The sequence below is a fragment of the Acidovorax sp. LjRoot194 genome (genome assembly GCF_964253015.1).
Taxonomy (GTDB): Bacteria; Pseudomonadota; Gammaproteobacteria; order Burkholderiales; family Burkholderiaceae_C; genus Acidovorax.
Genome location: NZ_CAXUQB020000001.1, coordinates 1,476,222 through 1,489,328, shown reverse-complemented (window position 1 = coordinate 1,489,328; position 13,107 = coordinate 1,476,222). Strand labels below are relative to the sequence as shown.

The following is a 13,107-nucleotide window of genomic DNA, read 5'->3' as shown; positions in this document are numbered from 1 at the left end:
AGCTCAGCCCGAACGGTTGTGAATGGAACGATTGACCGCAAAACCGAATGAGTTCACCCCTGCCCCTTCCACCCGACACCCTGGCCGCCCGCAGCCTCGCCAGCGTCTGGCACCCCTGCACGCAGATGAAGCGGCACGAGGCCCAGCCGCCCGTGGCCATCGCCCGCGCGCAGGGCCCCTGGCTGTACGGCACCGACGGCCAGCGGTACCTGGACGGCATCAGCTCCTGGTGGGTCAACCTGTTCGGCCACAGCCACCCGCACATAAAGGCCGCGCTGGTGGACCAACTGGGCAAGCTCGACCACGTGATGCTGGCAGGCTTCACACACGAGCCAGTGGTGGAGCTGTCCGAGCGCCTGGCTGCGCTCACCGGCCTGGGCCACGCGTTCTACGGCAGCGACGGCGCAGCCGCCACCGAGATCGCGCTGAAGATGAGCGCGCACTACTGGCGCAACAGGGGCCGGCCCGCCAAGAGCCGCTTCGTGGGCCTGGCCGGCGGCTACCACGGCGAAACCGTGGGCGCGCTGGCCGTGACGGACATCGCGATCTTCCGCGAGGCGTACGCGCCGCTGGTGCGCCTGGCCGACACCGTGCCCAGCCCCGATGCGCGCGGCGCCGCCGCTGGCGAGAGCGCTGACGATGTGGCGCGGCGCGCCGCAGCGGGCCTGGAAGCCTGGCTGGCAGAACACCACGAAACCACCGCCGCCTTCATCGTCGAGCCGCTGGTGCAGTGCGCCGCCGGCATGGCGATGCACAGCCCCGACTACCTGCGCCGGGCGCGCGAGCTGTGCGACCGCTACGAGGTGCACCTGGTGGTGGACGAAATCGCCGTGGGCTTTGGCCGCACGGGCACGATGTTCGCGCACCAGCAGGCGGGCATTAGGCCGGACTTCATCTGCCTGTCCAAGGGCCTCACCGGCGGCACGTTGCCGCTGTCGGCCGTGCTGACCACCGATGCGGTGTACGCCGCGTTCTACGACGACGACGTGGCGCGCGGCTTTTTGCATTCGCACTCGTACACCGGCAACCCGCTGGCCTGCCGCGCGGCGCTGGCCACGCTCGAACTGTTCGATGCGCTCGATGCACTCACCGCCAATGCCGCCCTGGCCCTGCGCATCGACTCGGCCTGCGCCCCCATCACCCACCACCCGCGGGTGCGCCATGCGAGGCGCCTGGGGATGATCTGGGCGTGGGACGTGGACACTTCGCTGCCCGACTTTGCGCGCCGCTACCACCAGCACGCCATGGCGCGCGGCCTGGTGCTGCGCCCCATCGGCAAGACCCTGTACGCCATGCCGCCCTATCTGCTCGACGACGAGGCCGTGCAATGCCTGGCCCGCGGCGCGCTCGACGCGCTGAACGCCACCCTGCAAGAGGAAACTTAAATGATTGGATGTTTTGTGACCGGTACCGACACCGGCGTCGGCAAGACGCTGGTGTCCGCCGGGCTGCTGCACGCGCTGGCGCCGCACCACCGCCACGTGGTGGGCATGAAGCCCGTGGCCGCAGGTCTGGTGCCCTGGGGCGAGGACTGGGCCAGCGAAGACGCCATCGCGCTGCGCTCGGCCTCCACCCTGGCCGTGGCGCCCGAGCTGGACAACCCCGTGCTGCTGCCCGACCCGCTCTCTCCCCACATCGCGGCGGCGCGGGCCGGCGTGGAGATCGACATCGCGGCCATCGTGCGCAGCTACCAGGCGCTGGCGGCGCAGGCGGACGCCGTGGTGGTGGAGGGCGCAGGCGGCTTCTTGGTGCCGCTGACCGACACGCTCACCGGCGCCGACCTGGCCCAGGCCCTGGCACTGCCGGTGGTGCTGGTGGTGGGCCTGCGGCTGGGCTGCCTGAACCACGCGCTGCTGACGGCCGAGGCCATCCGTGCGCGCGGCCTCACGCTCATCGGCTGGGTGGCCAACCGCATGGACCCCGGCATGGAAGCGGCTGGCGACAACATCGCCTACCTGCGCGCCCGGCTGGGGGCTCCGCTGCTGGCCGAGGTGCCCTACCAGGACCTGCCCGATGCGCGCAGCATGCAGCTGGAGCTGCCACCCGCATGGCTGTGATCCCTACGCCCGCTGCGGGCTCGACCGCAACATCGTGGCTCGATGAGATCCCGGGCCGCCTGGCCGACATCGAACGCGCGCACCTGCTGCGCCGCCGCCGCGTGGTGCAGCCCGCAGGCGGCGCACGCCTGCTGGTGGACGGCCAGCCCATGCTGGCGTTCTGCAGCAACGACTACCTGGGCCTGGCCGGCCACCCCGCGCTGGCGCAGGCTGCGCGCGAGGCCACGCACACCTTTGGCGTGGGCTCGGGCGGCTCGCCCCTGGTCAGCGGCCACAGCGCCGCCAACGCCGCGCTGGAGCACGATCTGGCCGCCTTCGTGCAACTGCCCCGTGCGCTGTACTTCTACGCGGGCTACGCCACCAACGCGGGCATCATCCCGGCGCTGGTGGGCGATGGCGATGCGGTGTTCTCCGATGCGCTCAACCACGCCTGCCTGATCGACGGCGCCCGCCTGTCGCGCGCCACCATCCACCGCTACCCGCACGCCGACCTGCCCGCGCTGGAGGCCGCCCTGGCCGCCAGCCCCGCCCGGCGCAAGCTGGTGATCAGCGATGCGGTGTTCAGCATGGACGGCGACCTGATCGACATCCCTGCCCTGCTGGCGCTGTGCGAGCGCTACGACGCCTTGCTGCTGCTGGACGACGCGCACGGCTTCGGCGTGCTGGGGCCCCAGGGGCGCGGCAGCCTGGCGCAGGCGGGCTTGACGGGTGCGAATGCCGCGCGCCGCGTGCTCTACATGGCCACGCTGGGCAAGGCCGCGGGCGTGGCCGGCGCCTTCGTGGCGGGCGATGCAGCGCTGATTGAATGGCTGCTGCAGAAAACGCGCACCTACATCTTTGCCACCGCGGCCCCGGCGCTGCTGGCCAGCGCGCTGCGCGAAAGCCTGGTGCTGATCGCCGCGGCCGACGACCGCCGCGCGCACCTGCAGGCCCGCATCACCCAGTTGCGCGGTGGCCTGGCGGCGCTGCCCGCACCAACGGCCTGGCACCTGCTGCCGTCGCAAACGCCTGTGCAGGCACTGGTGGTGGGCAGCAACGAAGCCGCGCTGGCCGCCATGGACAGCCTGCGCGCGCAGGGCCTGTGGGTGCCGGCCATTCGGCCACCCACGGTGCCGGCGGGTACGGCACGGCTGCGCATCGCACTGTCTGCTGCGCACACCGAGGCCGATGTGGAGGAACTGCTGGCCGCGTTGCGCCAGCATGCGGCAGAGCTTCTGGGCTAGCCGCTCGAAGGATCGGGGTGGATCCCCGGTCCTTCGGCAGTCCTCAGATGCTTTCCTTGATCACCCGGCTGTTGATGGGCTGCAGCGGCCGTGCGTTGGCGCTGTACATGTGGCGGAACGCATTGATCTGCTGCGGGCTGAGCTTGACGGGCTCCTTGAGCACCATCCACTGCACACCTTCGGAGCATGGCGGCGTGGTCAGCGACCCGGCAAAGCTGTAGTAGCCCTTGCTGGCAGGCAGCAGGCTGCTGGCGTCGAGGGAGAGTCCGTTCACCGTGACCTGCTCGCCTGCACGGGGCAGGTGGGCAAAGATGGGGGCCCAGGCGGCATTGGCCTTGCCGGGCTGGATCAGCACGGCCACCACGCCCAGCGTGCCGTCTTCGGCCTTGTGCACGAAGTGCGCCACCATGGCCGCGCGTTTGCCGCCAATGGCTTCTTCGCTGGGCGTGTGGAAGTGGAACTGCAGCAGCTCCATCGGCTTGCCGTCCACCACCAGCTTGCTGCCGGCGGGCATGTTGACCTGCACCGTGTGGCCGTTGTTGAGCAGCGTGGGGGCGGCGGGCGTGTACTGGAAGTCGAGCGCGGGCAGCGCTTCCTTCACGGTCTTGCGGATGTTCACCGGGCTTTGCGCCGCGCCGCGCGCGCAGGCTTCGAAGCCCGCCTCCAGCTCGCCCCAGTGGGTGGCGCCGTGTTTGCCTTTGTATTCCCAGTGCGGGTTGGCGCCTTGTGCGTTGGCCGCGGCAGCGGTGCACAGTGCGATGGCGGCCAGGGCGATGTGTCGGACGAATGCAGGGTGGGTCATGGCATGGAGGGGGATGGTGAACAGGCAATCATCGATCTGCGCGCGTTCAATCCCTTGCCGAACACACGACGCCCGGCCAGGGCCTGCTCTGCGGCCGAACGCGCCGTATTCTGCGCACCTGCCTGCAGCGTTGCAACACAAATGTTACGACTGGGCGCCACCGTCAGTACCGGGCCACGAAAGCGCCCCAGCAGCGCCACCTTAAGGAACCGATAAGAAATCTGTGGCCTGTGGTTTGCTGGCCTGTGGTCAGCCTGCACACCCCGATATCCTGCTGCCCAGCCAGCAGCGTCCAGCGCTTTAAACTGGGGCCGTGTGCGCAACCTTTGTGCCCCGTGTGCCAGCCGATGCGGCACATGCCCCTGAAACGGACCTGCACCATGCCCCATCTTGTCGTCGAATACTCCAGCAACCTGCCCCACTTCCCGGAAGCCGAAGCGCTCAAGGCCCTGAACGCCCAGCTGTGCGCCCATCCTGAGATCCAGGACGAAGCCGACCTGAAAACCCGCTTCGTGGTGGCCGACAGCTTCGAGATCGGCACCGCGCCAGCCCAGCGCGCCTTCGTGCACGCGCAGCTGCGCCTGCTCTCGGGCCGCTCGCCCGAGGCCAAGAAGGACCTCTCCGGCCGCGTGGCCGCCGTGCTGCGCGAGCTCTCGCCCCGGCCGTCCGGCGTGCTGGTGCAATTGAGCGTGGAGGTGGTGGACATGGACCGCGGCTCCTACGCCAAGGAACGGCTCTGACCCTCCGATAGCCGCCGCGTGCCAGCGGCAGCAGCGGGCCCCGCGTTCAGCGGGCTTCGCGGTCCGCGGGCCCGGCCACCTGCGGCAGTGCGCCGGGCGCTGCCATCTCTGCCTGCAGCCAGCCGCGCAGGCTGTTGATGAAGGCCCAGCCCTGCACGCGCGGCAGGTCGGCCAGGCGCACCACGGCTTCGGTCACCTGGCCGTCGCGCAAGGCCACCGCGCGGCCCACGCCGGGCAGCAGGCCGCAGGCCAGGGGCGGGGTGACCCACTGGCCGTCCAGCAGCACGGCAATGTTGCCGAAGGTGCTCTCGGTGATCTCGCCCGCCTCGTTCCAGAGCACGGTGTCGAACACGCCCGGAGTGGTGGGCGCGTACGCCGCGTAGTGCGCGCGGCGCGTGGTCTTGTGCCGCACGAATTCGCCGTGGGCTGACTCGAACGCGGTGGCGGCCAGTTGCAGGCGCACGGGCTCCGCTGTGGGCTGCAGGGCAAAGGATTCGGCGCGCGCACTGCCGTCGGCGGCCAGCAGCAGCCGCACGCGCCAGGCACCGTTGAGGTTCTGCAGCGCCGCGATCTGCAGCTCTTGCCGCACGGCGTGGGCGTTCCACGGGTAGCCGAAGTGCACCGCCGCCTGGCCCATGCGCGCCACGTGCAGGTCTGCATGGCGGAACTTGCCGTCGTTCAGGGCCAGTGTTTCCAGAATGTCGAAAGGCATGCTCGCACGCTCCACGAATGCGCGCTTGTGGCGCCACTCCTGCCATTCTGCGGCAGCTTCGGCGCCAGAGGTGATGCCACTGCCAATGCCGCAGGTGGCGCTCCACCCATCTTCCGGTCCGCGCCCCCCGTGGAGGACCACGGTGCGGATGGGCACGTTGAAGGTGGCGGACACGGCGTGGGTGGCGCCGCCCGGCCCCGCCTTTCTCAGTCGGCCCGCGGGCCGCACCACGCCCACGGCGCCGCAGTACACGCCCCGGGGCTGGCCTTCGAGCGCATGGATCATCTGCATGGCCCGCACCTTGGGCGCGCCGGTGACGGAGCCACACGGGAACAGCGCCGCGAACACGTCGGTGAGCGTGGTGCCGGGCCGCGTGCGCGCCACCACGTCGGACGTCATCTGCCACACGGTGGGCAGGGCCTGTGTGGCGAACAGTGCGGGCACCTGCACGCTGTGCGGCAGCGCGATGCGCGACAGGTCATTGCGCAGCAGGTCCACGATCATCACGTTCTCGGCCCGCTCCTTGGGGGCCGTGCGCAGGTGGTCGGCATGGGCCGCATCCTGCTCAGGCGTGGCGCCCCGCGGGGCAGTGCCCTTCATGGGGCGGGCCAGAATGCGACCGCCGTCGGGCGCGTCCTGCCAGTCGAAGAAGAGTTCGGGCGACACCGACAGCACCTGCTCGCCGCCCGCGTCGATGTGCGCGGCGTAGCCGCCGGGCTGCGCCCGCAGCAGTGCGGCAAACAGGCTGGCGGGGCTGCCCTGCAGGGTGCCGGTCAGCGGCGCGGTGTGGTTGACCTGGTACAGCTCGCCCGCGCCGATGGCGTGCTGGATGCGCGCCATGGCGTCATCGAAGGCCGCGCGGCCCGGGGTGCCGGTCCAGGCCACTTCGGCAACATCGTGGGGAGAAGCGACTGCCGCGTCAGCAGGCCACGGAAGGGGCGCGTCGTGCACCGCAAACCACGCGAGCGGGCCATCGGCCGCATGGGTCTGCAGCGCAGCGTCGAACGCGGCAGCGGCCTCGTAGCGCACATACCCCACGCACCAGCGCCCTGCCGCGGCGGCCGCATGCACAGCGTCGAGCACGCCGCGCACATCGACCAGGTCGTGCGCCACCAGCACCTCACGCGGCGCGCCGAACGCATGGCGCAGGCGCGGCTTGTCGGCATCCTGCGGTTGGGTGAAGTCGATGCGTGAAATACCAGTCAAAACTGCCCCTACCGCTTGATGGATAAGCGCAAGCAGCTATCAAATAAATAGCACCTCATTGCAAACACGCTTTCAGGCTGCGCCCAGGTGCGGCACAAGGCCTGCGGTGGGCTGCCCGTTCTTGAGCGCCGCGGTAAAGGCCAGCATGCGATCGATGGGCTGGCGGGCGCGCGGGATCAGTGCGGGATCCACATGCACGGCATTGGCACCCGTCTCCAGCACGCGGGCCACATCGGCCAGGCTGTTCATCGCCATCCAGGGGCAATGTGCGCAGCTCTTGCAGGTGGCGCTGTTGCCGGCCGTGGGGGCTTCGTAGAACGTCTTGCCGGGGTTGAGCGTGCGCAGCTTGTGCATCATGCCGTTGTCGGTGGCCACGATGAACTCGGTGGCATCCAGCTCCCGCGCAGCCTTGAGGATGGCGCTGGTGGAGCCCACGGCGTCGGCCAGCGCCACCACGTCGGCGGGGCTCTCGGGGTGCACCAGCACCTTGGCGCGGGGGTGTTCCTTTTTGAGGGCTTCCAGCTCGAAGGCCTTGAACTCGTCGTGCACGATGCAGGCGCCGTTCCAGAACACCATGTCGGCGCCGGTCTCGCGCTGGATGTAGGCCCCAAGATGCCGGTCGGGTGCCCACAGGATCTTTTGCCCCGCGGCCTTCAGGGCGCCCACGATGTCGAGGGCGCAGCTGGAGGTGACGAGCCAGTCGGCGCGTGCCTTCACCGCGGCGCTGGTATTGGCGTAGACCACCACGGTGCGGTCGGGGTGCGCGTCGCAGAAGGCGCTGAACTCGTCGATCGGGCAGCCCAGGTCGAGCGAGCAGGTCGCGTCCAGATCAGGCATCAGGATGGTTTTTTCGGGGCTCAGGATCTTGGCCGTCTCGCCCATGAAGCGCACGCCGCTCACCACCAGCGTCTGCGCCGCGTGGTCGCGGCCAAAGCGCGCCATCTCCAGCGAGTCGCTCACGAGCCCGCCGGTTTCTTCGGCCAGGTCCTGCAGGTCGGGGTGCACGTAATAGTGCGACACCATGACCGCGTTCTTTTCCTGGAGCAGGCGGCGGATGCGGTCCTTGAGCGCCGCGCGCTCGGCCGGCGCGGGCTCGGGCGGCACGCGCGCCCAGGCGTGCTTGGTGGAACAGACGCCGCCGTCCGCGCCCGGGGCGGGCTGCTCGTACTCGACGTCCTTGATGGCAATGGTGGTCATGGGGTACTTGCTACCAGCGGCTGGGGCTGGTTTCGTGGAGGGGTAAGCATATCGGCCCGGCCCGCCCTGCGCTGGCAACCCTGCGCAGCGCAGGGTCGGCCGGGCGGGTGCGGCCAGGGGCTCAGGCCAGGTCCTGCAGGCGCATTGAAAAGTCGGTGGCCTGCACGTCCTTGGTCAGCGTGCCGATGGAGATGCGGTCCACACCGGTGTCGGCCAGCGCGCGCAGCCCTTCGAGCGTGACGCCGCCCGAGATCTCGAGGATGGCACCGCCCCCAGGGTGCGCGGCGTTGATGCGCACGGCCTCCTGCAGCGTGGGCAGGGGCATGTTGTCCAGCAGAACCATCTTCGCGCCGGCCTGCAGGGCCTCGGCCAGCTGGTCCAGCGTTTCCACCTCGATCTCGATGAATCGGGCCTGGCCCGCCACCGCCTGCGCAGCCCGCAGCACGGCCGTCACGCCGCCGGCCGCGGCGATGTGGTTTTCCTTGATCAGCACCGCATCGTGCAGGCCGATGCGGTGGTTGGTGCCGCCGCCCACGCGCACGGCGTACTTCTGCGCCAGGCGCAGGCCCGGCAGGGTCTTGCGGGTGTCGACGATCTGCGCGCGGGTGCCGGCCACCACGTCCACGTAATGCCGCGTCTTGGTGGCCACGGCCGAGAGCAGTTGCAGGAAGTTGAGCGCGGTGCGCTCGGCGCTGAGCAGCGCGCGGGCCTGGCCTTCGATCTCCAGCACGATCTGGTCGGCCACGCAGCGCTGGCCTTCCTGCACGCGCCAGGTGAGCTGCACGCCGGGGTCCAGCGCGCGCAGCGCGGCCTCGGCCCAGGGGGCCCCGCAGATCACGGCGGGCTCACGCGCCAGGATGCGGGCACGGGCGCGGCGGGTGGGGTCGATGAGGCCGGCGGTGAGGTCGCCAGTGCCTACGTCTTCGGCCAGGGCACGGGCCACATCGGCCTGGGCCAGGGCCTTCACATCGTTGTCGCTCATGGTGGTGTCCGCGGGGTGTAACGCTGCTGTCATGGGCCGCGAGCATACCGGGAACGCAAAGGCCACTGCACCCGAAAGGGCCCCTGCCGGCCCGCGCCCCAACCCATAAGTACACCCATGATTGGTCGCATAGACTCGCGGCAATTTTTGCCACAGCGAGTCCCATGACTGCCACCAGCACCGCGTCTGCCACGCCCTACGGCACCCTGCCGCCTGCGTCGCCCCTGCCCCAACGCAGGCCCGTGAGCCTGCCGCGCCTCGCACAGATGCGGGACGCTGGCGAGAAGATCACGATGCTGACGGCCTACGACGCCACGTTCGCCGCCGTGGCCGATGCGGCGGGTGTGGAGTGCATTCTGGTGGGCGACTCGCTGGGCATGGTCTGCCAGGGGCTGCCCAGCACGGTGGGCGTGGCGCTGGACACCATGGCCTACCACACGGCCAGCGTGGCGCGGGGGCTGCACCGCGTGCAGGCCACGGCCTGGCTGATTGCCGACCTGCCCTACGGCACCTACGCCGAAACCCGCGAGCAGGCCCTGCGCAGCGCCTGCGCGCTGATGCAGGCCGGGGCGCACATGGTCAAGCTGGAAGGCGGTGGCTGGACCGCGCCCACGGTGGAGTTTCTGGTGCAGCGCGGCATCCCCGTGTGCGCCCACCTGGGCCTGACGCCGCAGACCGTGCACGCCCTGGGCGGCTACCGCGTGCAGGGCAGGACGGATAGTGCGGCCCGCACGCTGCGCCAGGAGGCGCATGAACTGCAAGACGCCGGTGCCGCCATGCTGGTGCTGGAGATGGTGCCCGCCGCGCTGGCGGCCGACATCACGGCCGGGCTGCCGCACTGCCACACCATCGGCATCGGTGCGGGCAACGGCACCGCGGGCCAGGTGCTGGTGCTGCACGACATGCTGGGCATGAACCTGGGAAAGATGCCCCGGTTCGTGCACGACTTCATGCGGGACGCGGGCAGTGTGCGCGGCGCCATCGAGGCGTACGTGCAGGCCGTCAAGCAGGGGCGGTTTCCGGACAACGCACTGCACGCGTGGTAGCCGGACCCATCGATCCACGCCCGCCGCCGATTGCCCCGTTGCCCCGTTGCCCACGCACGAAATCGCGTTCGGCACTCCCTGCCTTTTTTCTTCATCGCCGCACGGCGTCTTCACCATGCTCATCGCCCGCTCCGTTGCCGACCTGCGCCAGGCCCTGGCGCCCTACCGCCGCCCCTCGTTCGTGCCCACCATGGGCAATCTGCACGACGGGCACATCGCCCTGGTGCACCAGGCCAAACCCCTGGGCGACGTGACAGTGGCCAGCATCTTCGTGAACCGGCTGCAGTTCTTGCCGCACGAGGATTTCGACAGCTACCCGCGCACCTGGGAGGCCGACTGCGCCCAGCTGCAGGCCGCCGGCTGCGATGTGCTGTTCGCACCGCGCGAGGCGGATCTGTACCCCGAGCCCCAGACCTTCAAGGTGCACCCCGACCCGCTGCTGGCCGACATGCTGGAGGGGCACTTCCGACCCGGCTTCTTCGTGGGCGTAAGCACGGTGGTGATGAAGCTGTTTGCCTGCGTGCTGGGCGCCACGGGCGGCACGGCCGTGTTCGGCAAGAAGGACTACCAGCAGCTCATGGTCATTCGCCACATGGTGCGGCAGTTTGCGCTGCCCATCGAGGTCGTGGCGGGCGAGACCTTCCGCGCCGCCGACGGGCTGGCCCTGAGCTCGCGCAATGGCTACCTGGGACTGCAGGAGCGGCAGGAAGCCGTGGCGCTGTCGCAGGCGCTGCAGCAACTGGCACAGCGCTGGCGCGGCGCCCCGGCCCCTGACCCGCAGCACGCCGCAGCGTGGGAGCAGCATGCCCTGGACGCCCTGCGCGCCCGCGGCTGGCAGCCCGACTACCTGACGGTGCGCCGCCGGGTGGATCTGCTGGCACCCACGGCCGAGGACGCGCCGGGCACGCTGGTGGCGCTGGGTGCGGCGCGCCTGGGCACCACGCGGCTCATCGACAACCTGGAGTTCTGATGCTCTGCTATTGATAGCAGCTAGCGCTTGCCAGATGAGCGGCAGCGGCTGCTTTAATTCGGAAAAAACTAATCAACCCACCCGCCCCGCGCCAGCCACCCCAGCAACGCGCGGTTGACGGCGTCGGGCTGCTCCATGGTCAGCATGTGACCACACTCGGCCAGCACCTCATGCTCAGCGCCCGGGACCAGGGCAGCGATCTCGGCCGAGCATTCGGGCGGCGTGAGCTGGTCCGCATCGCCGCACACCACCAGCGTGGGGCAGGCGATGCGGGGCAGGTGCAGCCGGGCGTCGGGCCGGTGGATGACGGCGCGGTTTTGTCGAACCAGCTGCTCGGCGCCGGCGCGCAGGACGAAGTCCAGGTAGGCCTGCACCAGATGGGGCTGGGCGGCGTTGGCGGGGTGGAAGGCGAAGGCAACATTAGGCTCGATCACCTCGCGCACCCGGCCCTGTGCGAACAGCTCCATCGCGGCTTCGCGCAGGGCGCGCATCTCGGGGGTTTCAGGTCGGGCCGTGGTGCCGAGCAACGCCAGGCCCGCCACGCGCTCGGGCGCCTGGCGCGCCGCCTCCATCGCGATCATGCCGCCCATGGAGGCGCCGCACAGCAGCACGGGCCCGGCATGGGCTGCGAGCACCAGCGCGGCCATGTCTTCAATGCGCAGGGCGGCGGGCTGCGCGTGGGCTGTGGCCACCACCGGACGCAATTCGGCAGGCATGGCGGGGAGCTGCGCCCGCCACATGGCGGCATCGGCCGCGAGGCCGGGGATGAAGACCAGCTGGGGCGTGGCGTGGGCGGGGGATGAAGGTGTCGTCATGGCACCGAGTGTCGCAAGGATTGCGCCGGGGTGCTGGAGGCTGGAGATTGGGGGCTGGCTACTGCTTTCGAGTACCAGCTGTCGAGGCCAATTGCCGGGTGCGGCGTCGCCAACGCCTGGCGTCCTCTCCCCGCCCCTTCACGACTTGCAGGGATCGTGACGCAGCCACCTACAAAGCGGTCGGCACCCCGGAGCCGTTCACGCCAGCGTCCGGCACGCCACCGGCAGGGGTCTGCGCCTGCACCAAGTCGTGCACAAACCGCAGCTTGAGCATGGCACCCGCCGACAGTGCAAACGGGTAGGCGTCGTGCTGCCCCAGGCTGCGGTTCAGGCTGTTGAGCATGAGCGTGAGCGGCACCCACTGGCGCACCATCTCCTGAAACCCCGGCCGCGGTATGGCGAACGGGTCGGTGACGTGGTGGCGAACACTGCCACGCGGGTCGGGCACGGCCACACCGGCCTGGTAGCTGGCAGCAGTCTCCAGCAGGTCGATCATGTGCAGGTAGTGCGCCCAGGTTTCGGCCCAGTCCTCCCAGGGGTGCGAGGCTGCATAGGCGCTGACGTGGCGCGTGGCCCAGTCGCCCAGCTCGCCCTGTTTGGCGTAGTGGGCGTCCAGCGCTGCGGAGTAGTCCTGTCGCTCATCGCCGAACAGGCTGCGGAACGACTCGAGCAGGCCGCCATCGCGCACCAGCTGGTCCCAGTAGAAATGGCCGGATTCATGGCGCAGGTGGCCGATCAGCGTGCGGTAGGGCTCGCCCAGGGCAATGCGCCGGCGCGCACGCTCGTCGTCGTCAGCCTCTGCGATATTGAGCGTGATGATGCCTCCCAGGTGCCCGGTGAGGATGGGCGGCCCGCCCGGCATGTCGGCCAGAAATTCAAACACGGGCCCCGCGCGGCCTGGCACGGGCTCCAGCCCCAGCCGCGCCAGGGTGTAGAAGAGCTGCCGCTTGGCGCCTTCGATCTGCTTCCAGCGCCGCAGGTTGGCGTACTCGGACAGATCGGGCAAAAACCGCGTCTGGCGGCAGGATGCGCAGAGGTCGGCGAAGTCGTTGGAGGGAATGGCGAAATTGCAGGCCTGGTACTCGGTGTGGTTGCGGCACATGTGGTACAGGCGGCCCGTGTGCTGCTCGCTGCCGGCCTGGCTCCTGCGCCGCCACAGCCCGTTGCCGTCCTGCGGAGCCGGCGCCAGGGCGGCCAAAGTCATCTGGTCCGGCAGAAATGCCAGAGCACTTCCACAGTTCAGGCATTGCACGCTGTCGAAGAAAACCAGGTGACCGCAATGGTCGCAATTGAATACGCGCATGGTGGTGAGCTTAAACCCTGGTACGCCCTGCAGCACACAATATGCGCACAGCAG

General features: G+C 69.9%; 12 protein-coding genes. 6 read left to right on the top strand and 6 right to left on the bottom strand.

The window, feature by feature from the left end:
- Window positions 1-47 precede the first annotated feature (47 nt).
- Genes bioA through bioF form a run of 3 tightly spaced genes read left to right on the top strand, consistent with a single transcriptional unit; the run spans window position 48 to window position 3,280 of the window.
- The gene (gene bioA / locus ACSQ3N_RS06855; protein WP_436145919.1) at window positions 48-1,385 is read left to right on the top strand and encodes an adenosylmethionine--8-amino-7-oxononanoate transaminase; all 1,338 of its coding nucleotides are present in this window, start codon (window positions 48-50) and stop codon (window positions 1,383-1,385) included.
- Window positions 1,386-2,057, top strand: a complete 672-nt coding sequence (bioD, locus tag ACSQ3N_RS06850; RefSeq protein ID WP_436145918.1) for a dethiobiotin synthase — start codon at window positions 1,386-1,388, stop codon at window positions 2,055-2,057.
- On the top strand, window positions 2,048-3,280 hold the full coding sequence (gene bioF, locus ACSQ3N_RS06845) for an 8-amino-7-oxononanoate synthase (RefSeq protein ID WP_436145917.1): 1,233 nt from the start codon (window positions 2,048-2,050) through the stop codon (window positions 3,278-3,280). Before bioD ends, bioF begins: the two co-directional genes overlap by 10 nt.
- A 43-nt stretch (window positions 3,281-3,323) precedes the next feature.
- Here bioF and ACSQ3N_RS06840 read toward each other — a convergent pair whose 3' ends face one another.
- Entirely contained in the window at window positions 3,324-4,082 is a 759-nt protein-coding gene (locus ACSQ3N_RS06840) for a carbonic anhydrase (RefSeq protein WP_056418084.1), read from the bottom strand.
- A 380-nt stretch (window positions 4,083-4,462) separates the two neighbouring features.
- Here ACSQ3N_RS06840 and ACSQ3N_RS06835 point away from each other — a divergent pair, with 380 nt between their 5' ends.
- Window positions 4,463-4,822: a 5-carboxymethyl-2-hydroxymuconate Delta-isomerase gene (locus ACSQ3N_RS06835; protein WP_436145916.1), complete on the top strand. Its 360-nt coding sequence runs from the start codon at window positions 4,463-4,465 to the stop codon at window positions 4,820-4,822.
- A gap of 46 nt (window positions 4,823-4,868) precedes the next feature.
- On the opposite strand, the gene ACSQ3N_RS06830 is transcribed toward ACSQ3N_RS06835, so the two are convergent.
- From ACSQ3N_RS06830 to nadC, 3 genes are all read right to left on the bottom strand, one after another.
- Window positions 4,869-6,740 carry a chorismate-binding protein gene (locus tag ACSQ3N_RS06830; protein WP_436145915.1) on the bottom strand — a complete coding sequence of 624 codons (1,872 nt, stop codon included), beginning with the start codon at window positions 6,738-6,740 and terminating at the stop codon, window positions 4,869-4,871.
- 72 nt (window positions 6,741-6,812) lie between these two features.
- Window positions 6,813-7,937 carry a quinolinate synthase NadA gene (nadA, locus tag ACSQ3N_RS06825; RefSeq protein WP_436145914.1) on the bottom strand — a complete coding sequence of 375 codons (1,125 nt, stop codon included), beginning with the start codon at window positions 7,935-7,937 and terminating at the stop codon, window positions 6,813-6,815.
- A gap of 121 nt (window positions 7,938-8,058) precedes the next feature.
- Complete coding sequence (gene nadC, locus ACSQ3N_RS06820) at window positions 8,059-8,919, bottom strand: carboxylating nicotinate-nucleotide diphosphorylase (protein ID WP_436145913.1); 861 nt, start codon at window positions 8,917-8,919, stop codon at window positions 8,059-8,061.
- A 164-nt stretch (window positions 8,920-9,083) separates the two neighbouring features.
- Here nadC and panB point away from each other — a divergent pair, with 164 nt between their 5' ends.
- Window positions 9,084-9,965: a 3-methyl-2-oxobutanoate hydroxymethyltransferase gene (gene panB, locus ACSQ3N_RS06815; protein WP_436145912.1), complete on the top strand. Its 882-nt coding sequence runs from the start codon at window positions 9,084-9,086 to the stop codon at window positions 9,963-9,965.
- Window positions 9,966-10,080: 115 nt separating this feature from the next.
- Window positions 10,081-10,935, top strand: coding sequence for a pantoate--beta-alanine ligase (gene panC, locus ACSQ3N_RS06810; protein ID WP_056161628.1), 855 nt, complete (start codon window positions 10,081-10,083; stop codon window positions 10,933-10,935).
- 68 nt (window positions 10,936-11,003) lie between these two features.
- On the opposite strand, the gene ACSQ3N_RS06805 is transcribed toward panC, so the two are convergent.
- Both ACSQ3N_RS06805 and ACSQ3N_RS06800 read right to left on the bottom strand, forming a co-directional pair.
- Complete coding sequence (locus ACSQ3N_RS06805) at window positions 11,004-11,750, bottom strand: alpha/beta fold hydrolase (protein ID WP_056161626.1); 747 nt, start codon at window positions 11,748-11,750, stop codon at window positions 11,004-11,006.
- A gap of 169 nt (window positions 11,751-11,919) precedes the next feature.
- Window positions 11,920-13,053 (bottom strand): zinc-binding metallopeptidase family protein, encoded by a 1,134-nt coding sequence (locus ACSQ3N_RS06800; protein ID WP_056162512.1) that lies wholly within the window; start codon window positions 13,051-13,053, stop codon window positions 11,920-11,922.
- Window positions 13,054-13,107 lie beyond the last annotated feature (54 nt).

Bases quoted from the DNA above. Each gene is read 5' to 3' on its own strand.
- ACSQ3N_RS06840 (WP_056418084.1), bottom strand. From the start codon at position 4,082: ATGACCCACCCTGCATTCGTCCGACACATCGCCCTGGCCGCCATCGCA.
- nadA (WP_436145914.1), bottom strand. From the start codon at position 7,937: ATGACCACCATTGCCATCAAGGACGTCGAGTACGAGCAGCCCGCCCCG.
- panB (WP_436145912.1), top strand. From the start codon at position 9,084: ATGACTGCCACCAGCACCGCGTCTGCCACGCCCTACGGCACCCTGCCG.
- bioD (WP_436145918.1), top strand. From the start codon at position 1,386: ATGATTGGATGTTTTGTGACCGGTACCGACACCGGCGTCGGCAAGACG.
- ACSQ3N_RS06805 (WP_056161626.1), bottom strand. From the start codon at position 11,750: ATGACGACACCTTCATCCCCCGCCCACGCCACGCCCCAGCTGGTCTTC.
- bioF (WP_436145917.1), top strand. From the start codon at position 2,048: ATGGCTGTGATCCCTACGCCCGCTGCGGGCTCGACCGCAACATCGTGG.
- bioA (WP_436145919.1), top strand. From the start codon at position 48: ATGAGTTCACCCCTGCCCCTTCCACCCGACACCCTGGCCGCCCGCAGC.
- ACSQ3N_RS06800 (WP_056162512.1), bottom strand. From the start codon at position 13,053: ATGCGCGTATTCAATTGCGACCATTGCGGTCACCTGGTTTTCTTCGAC.
- nadC (WP_436145913.1), bottom strand. From the start codon at position 8,919: ATGAGCGACAACGATGTGAAGGCCCTGGCCCAGGCCGATGTGGCCCGT.
- ACSQ3N_RS06835 (WP_436145916.1), top strand. From the start codon at position 4,463: ATGCCCCATCTTGTCGTCGAATACTCCAGCAACCTGCCCCACTTCCCG.
- panC (WP_056161628.1), top strand. From the start codon at position 10,081: ATGCTCATCGCCCGCTCCGTTGCCGACCTGCGCCAGGCCCTGGCGCCC.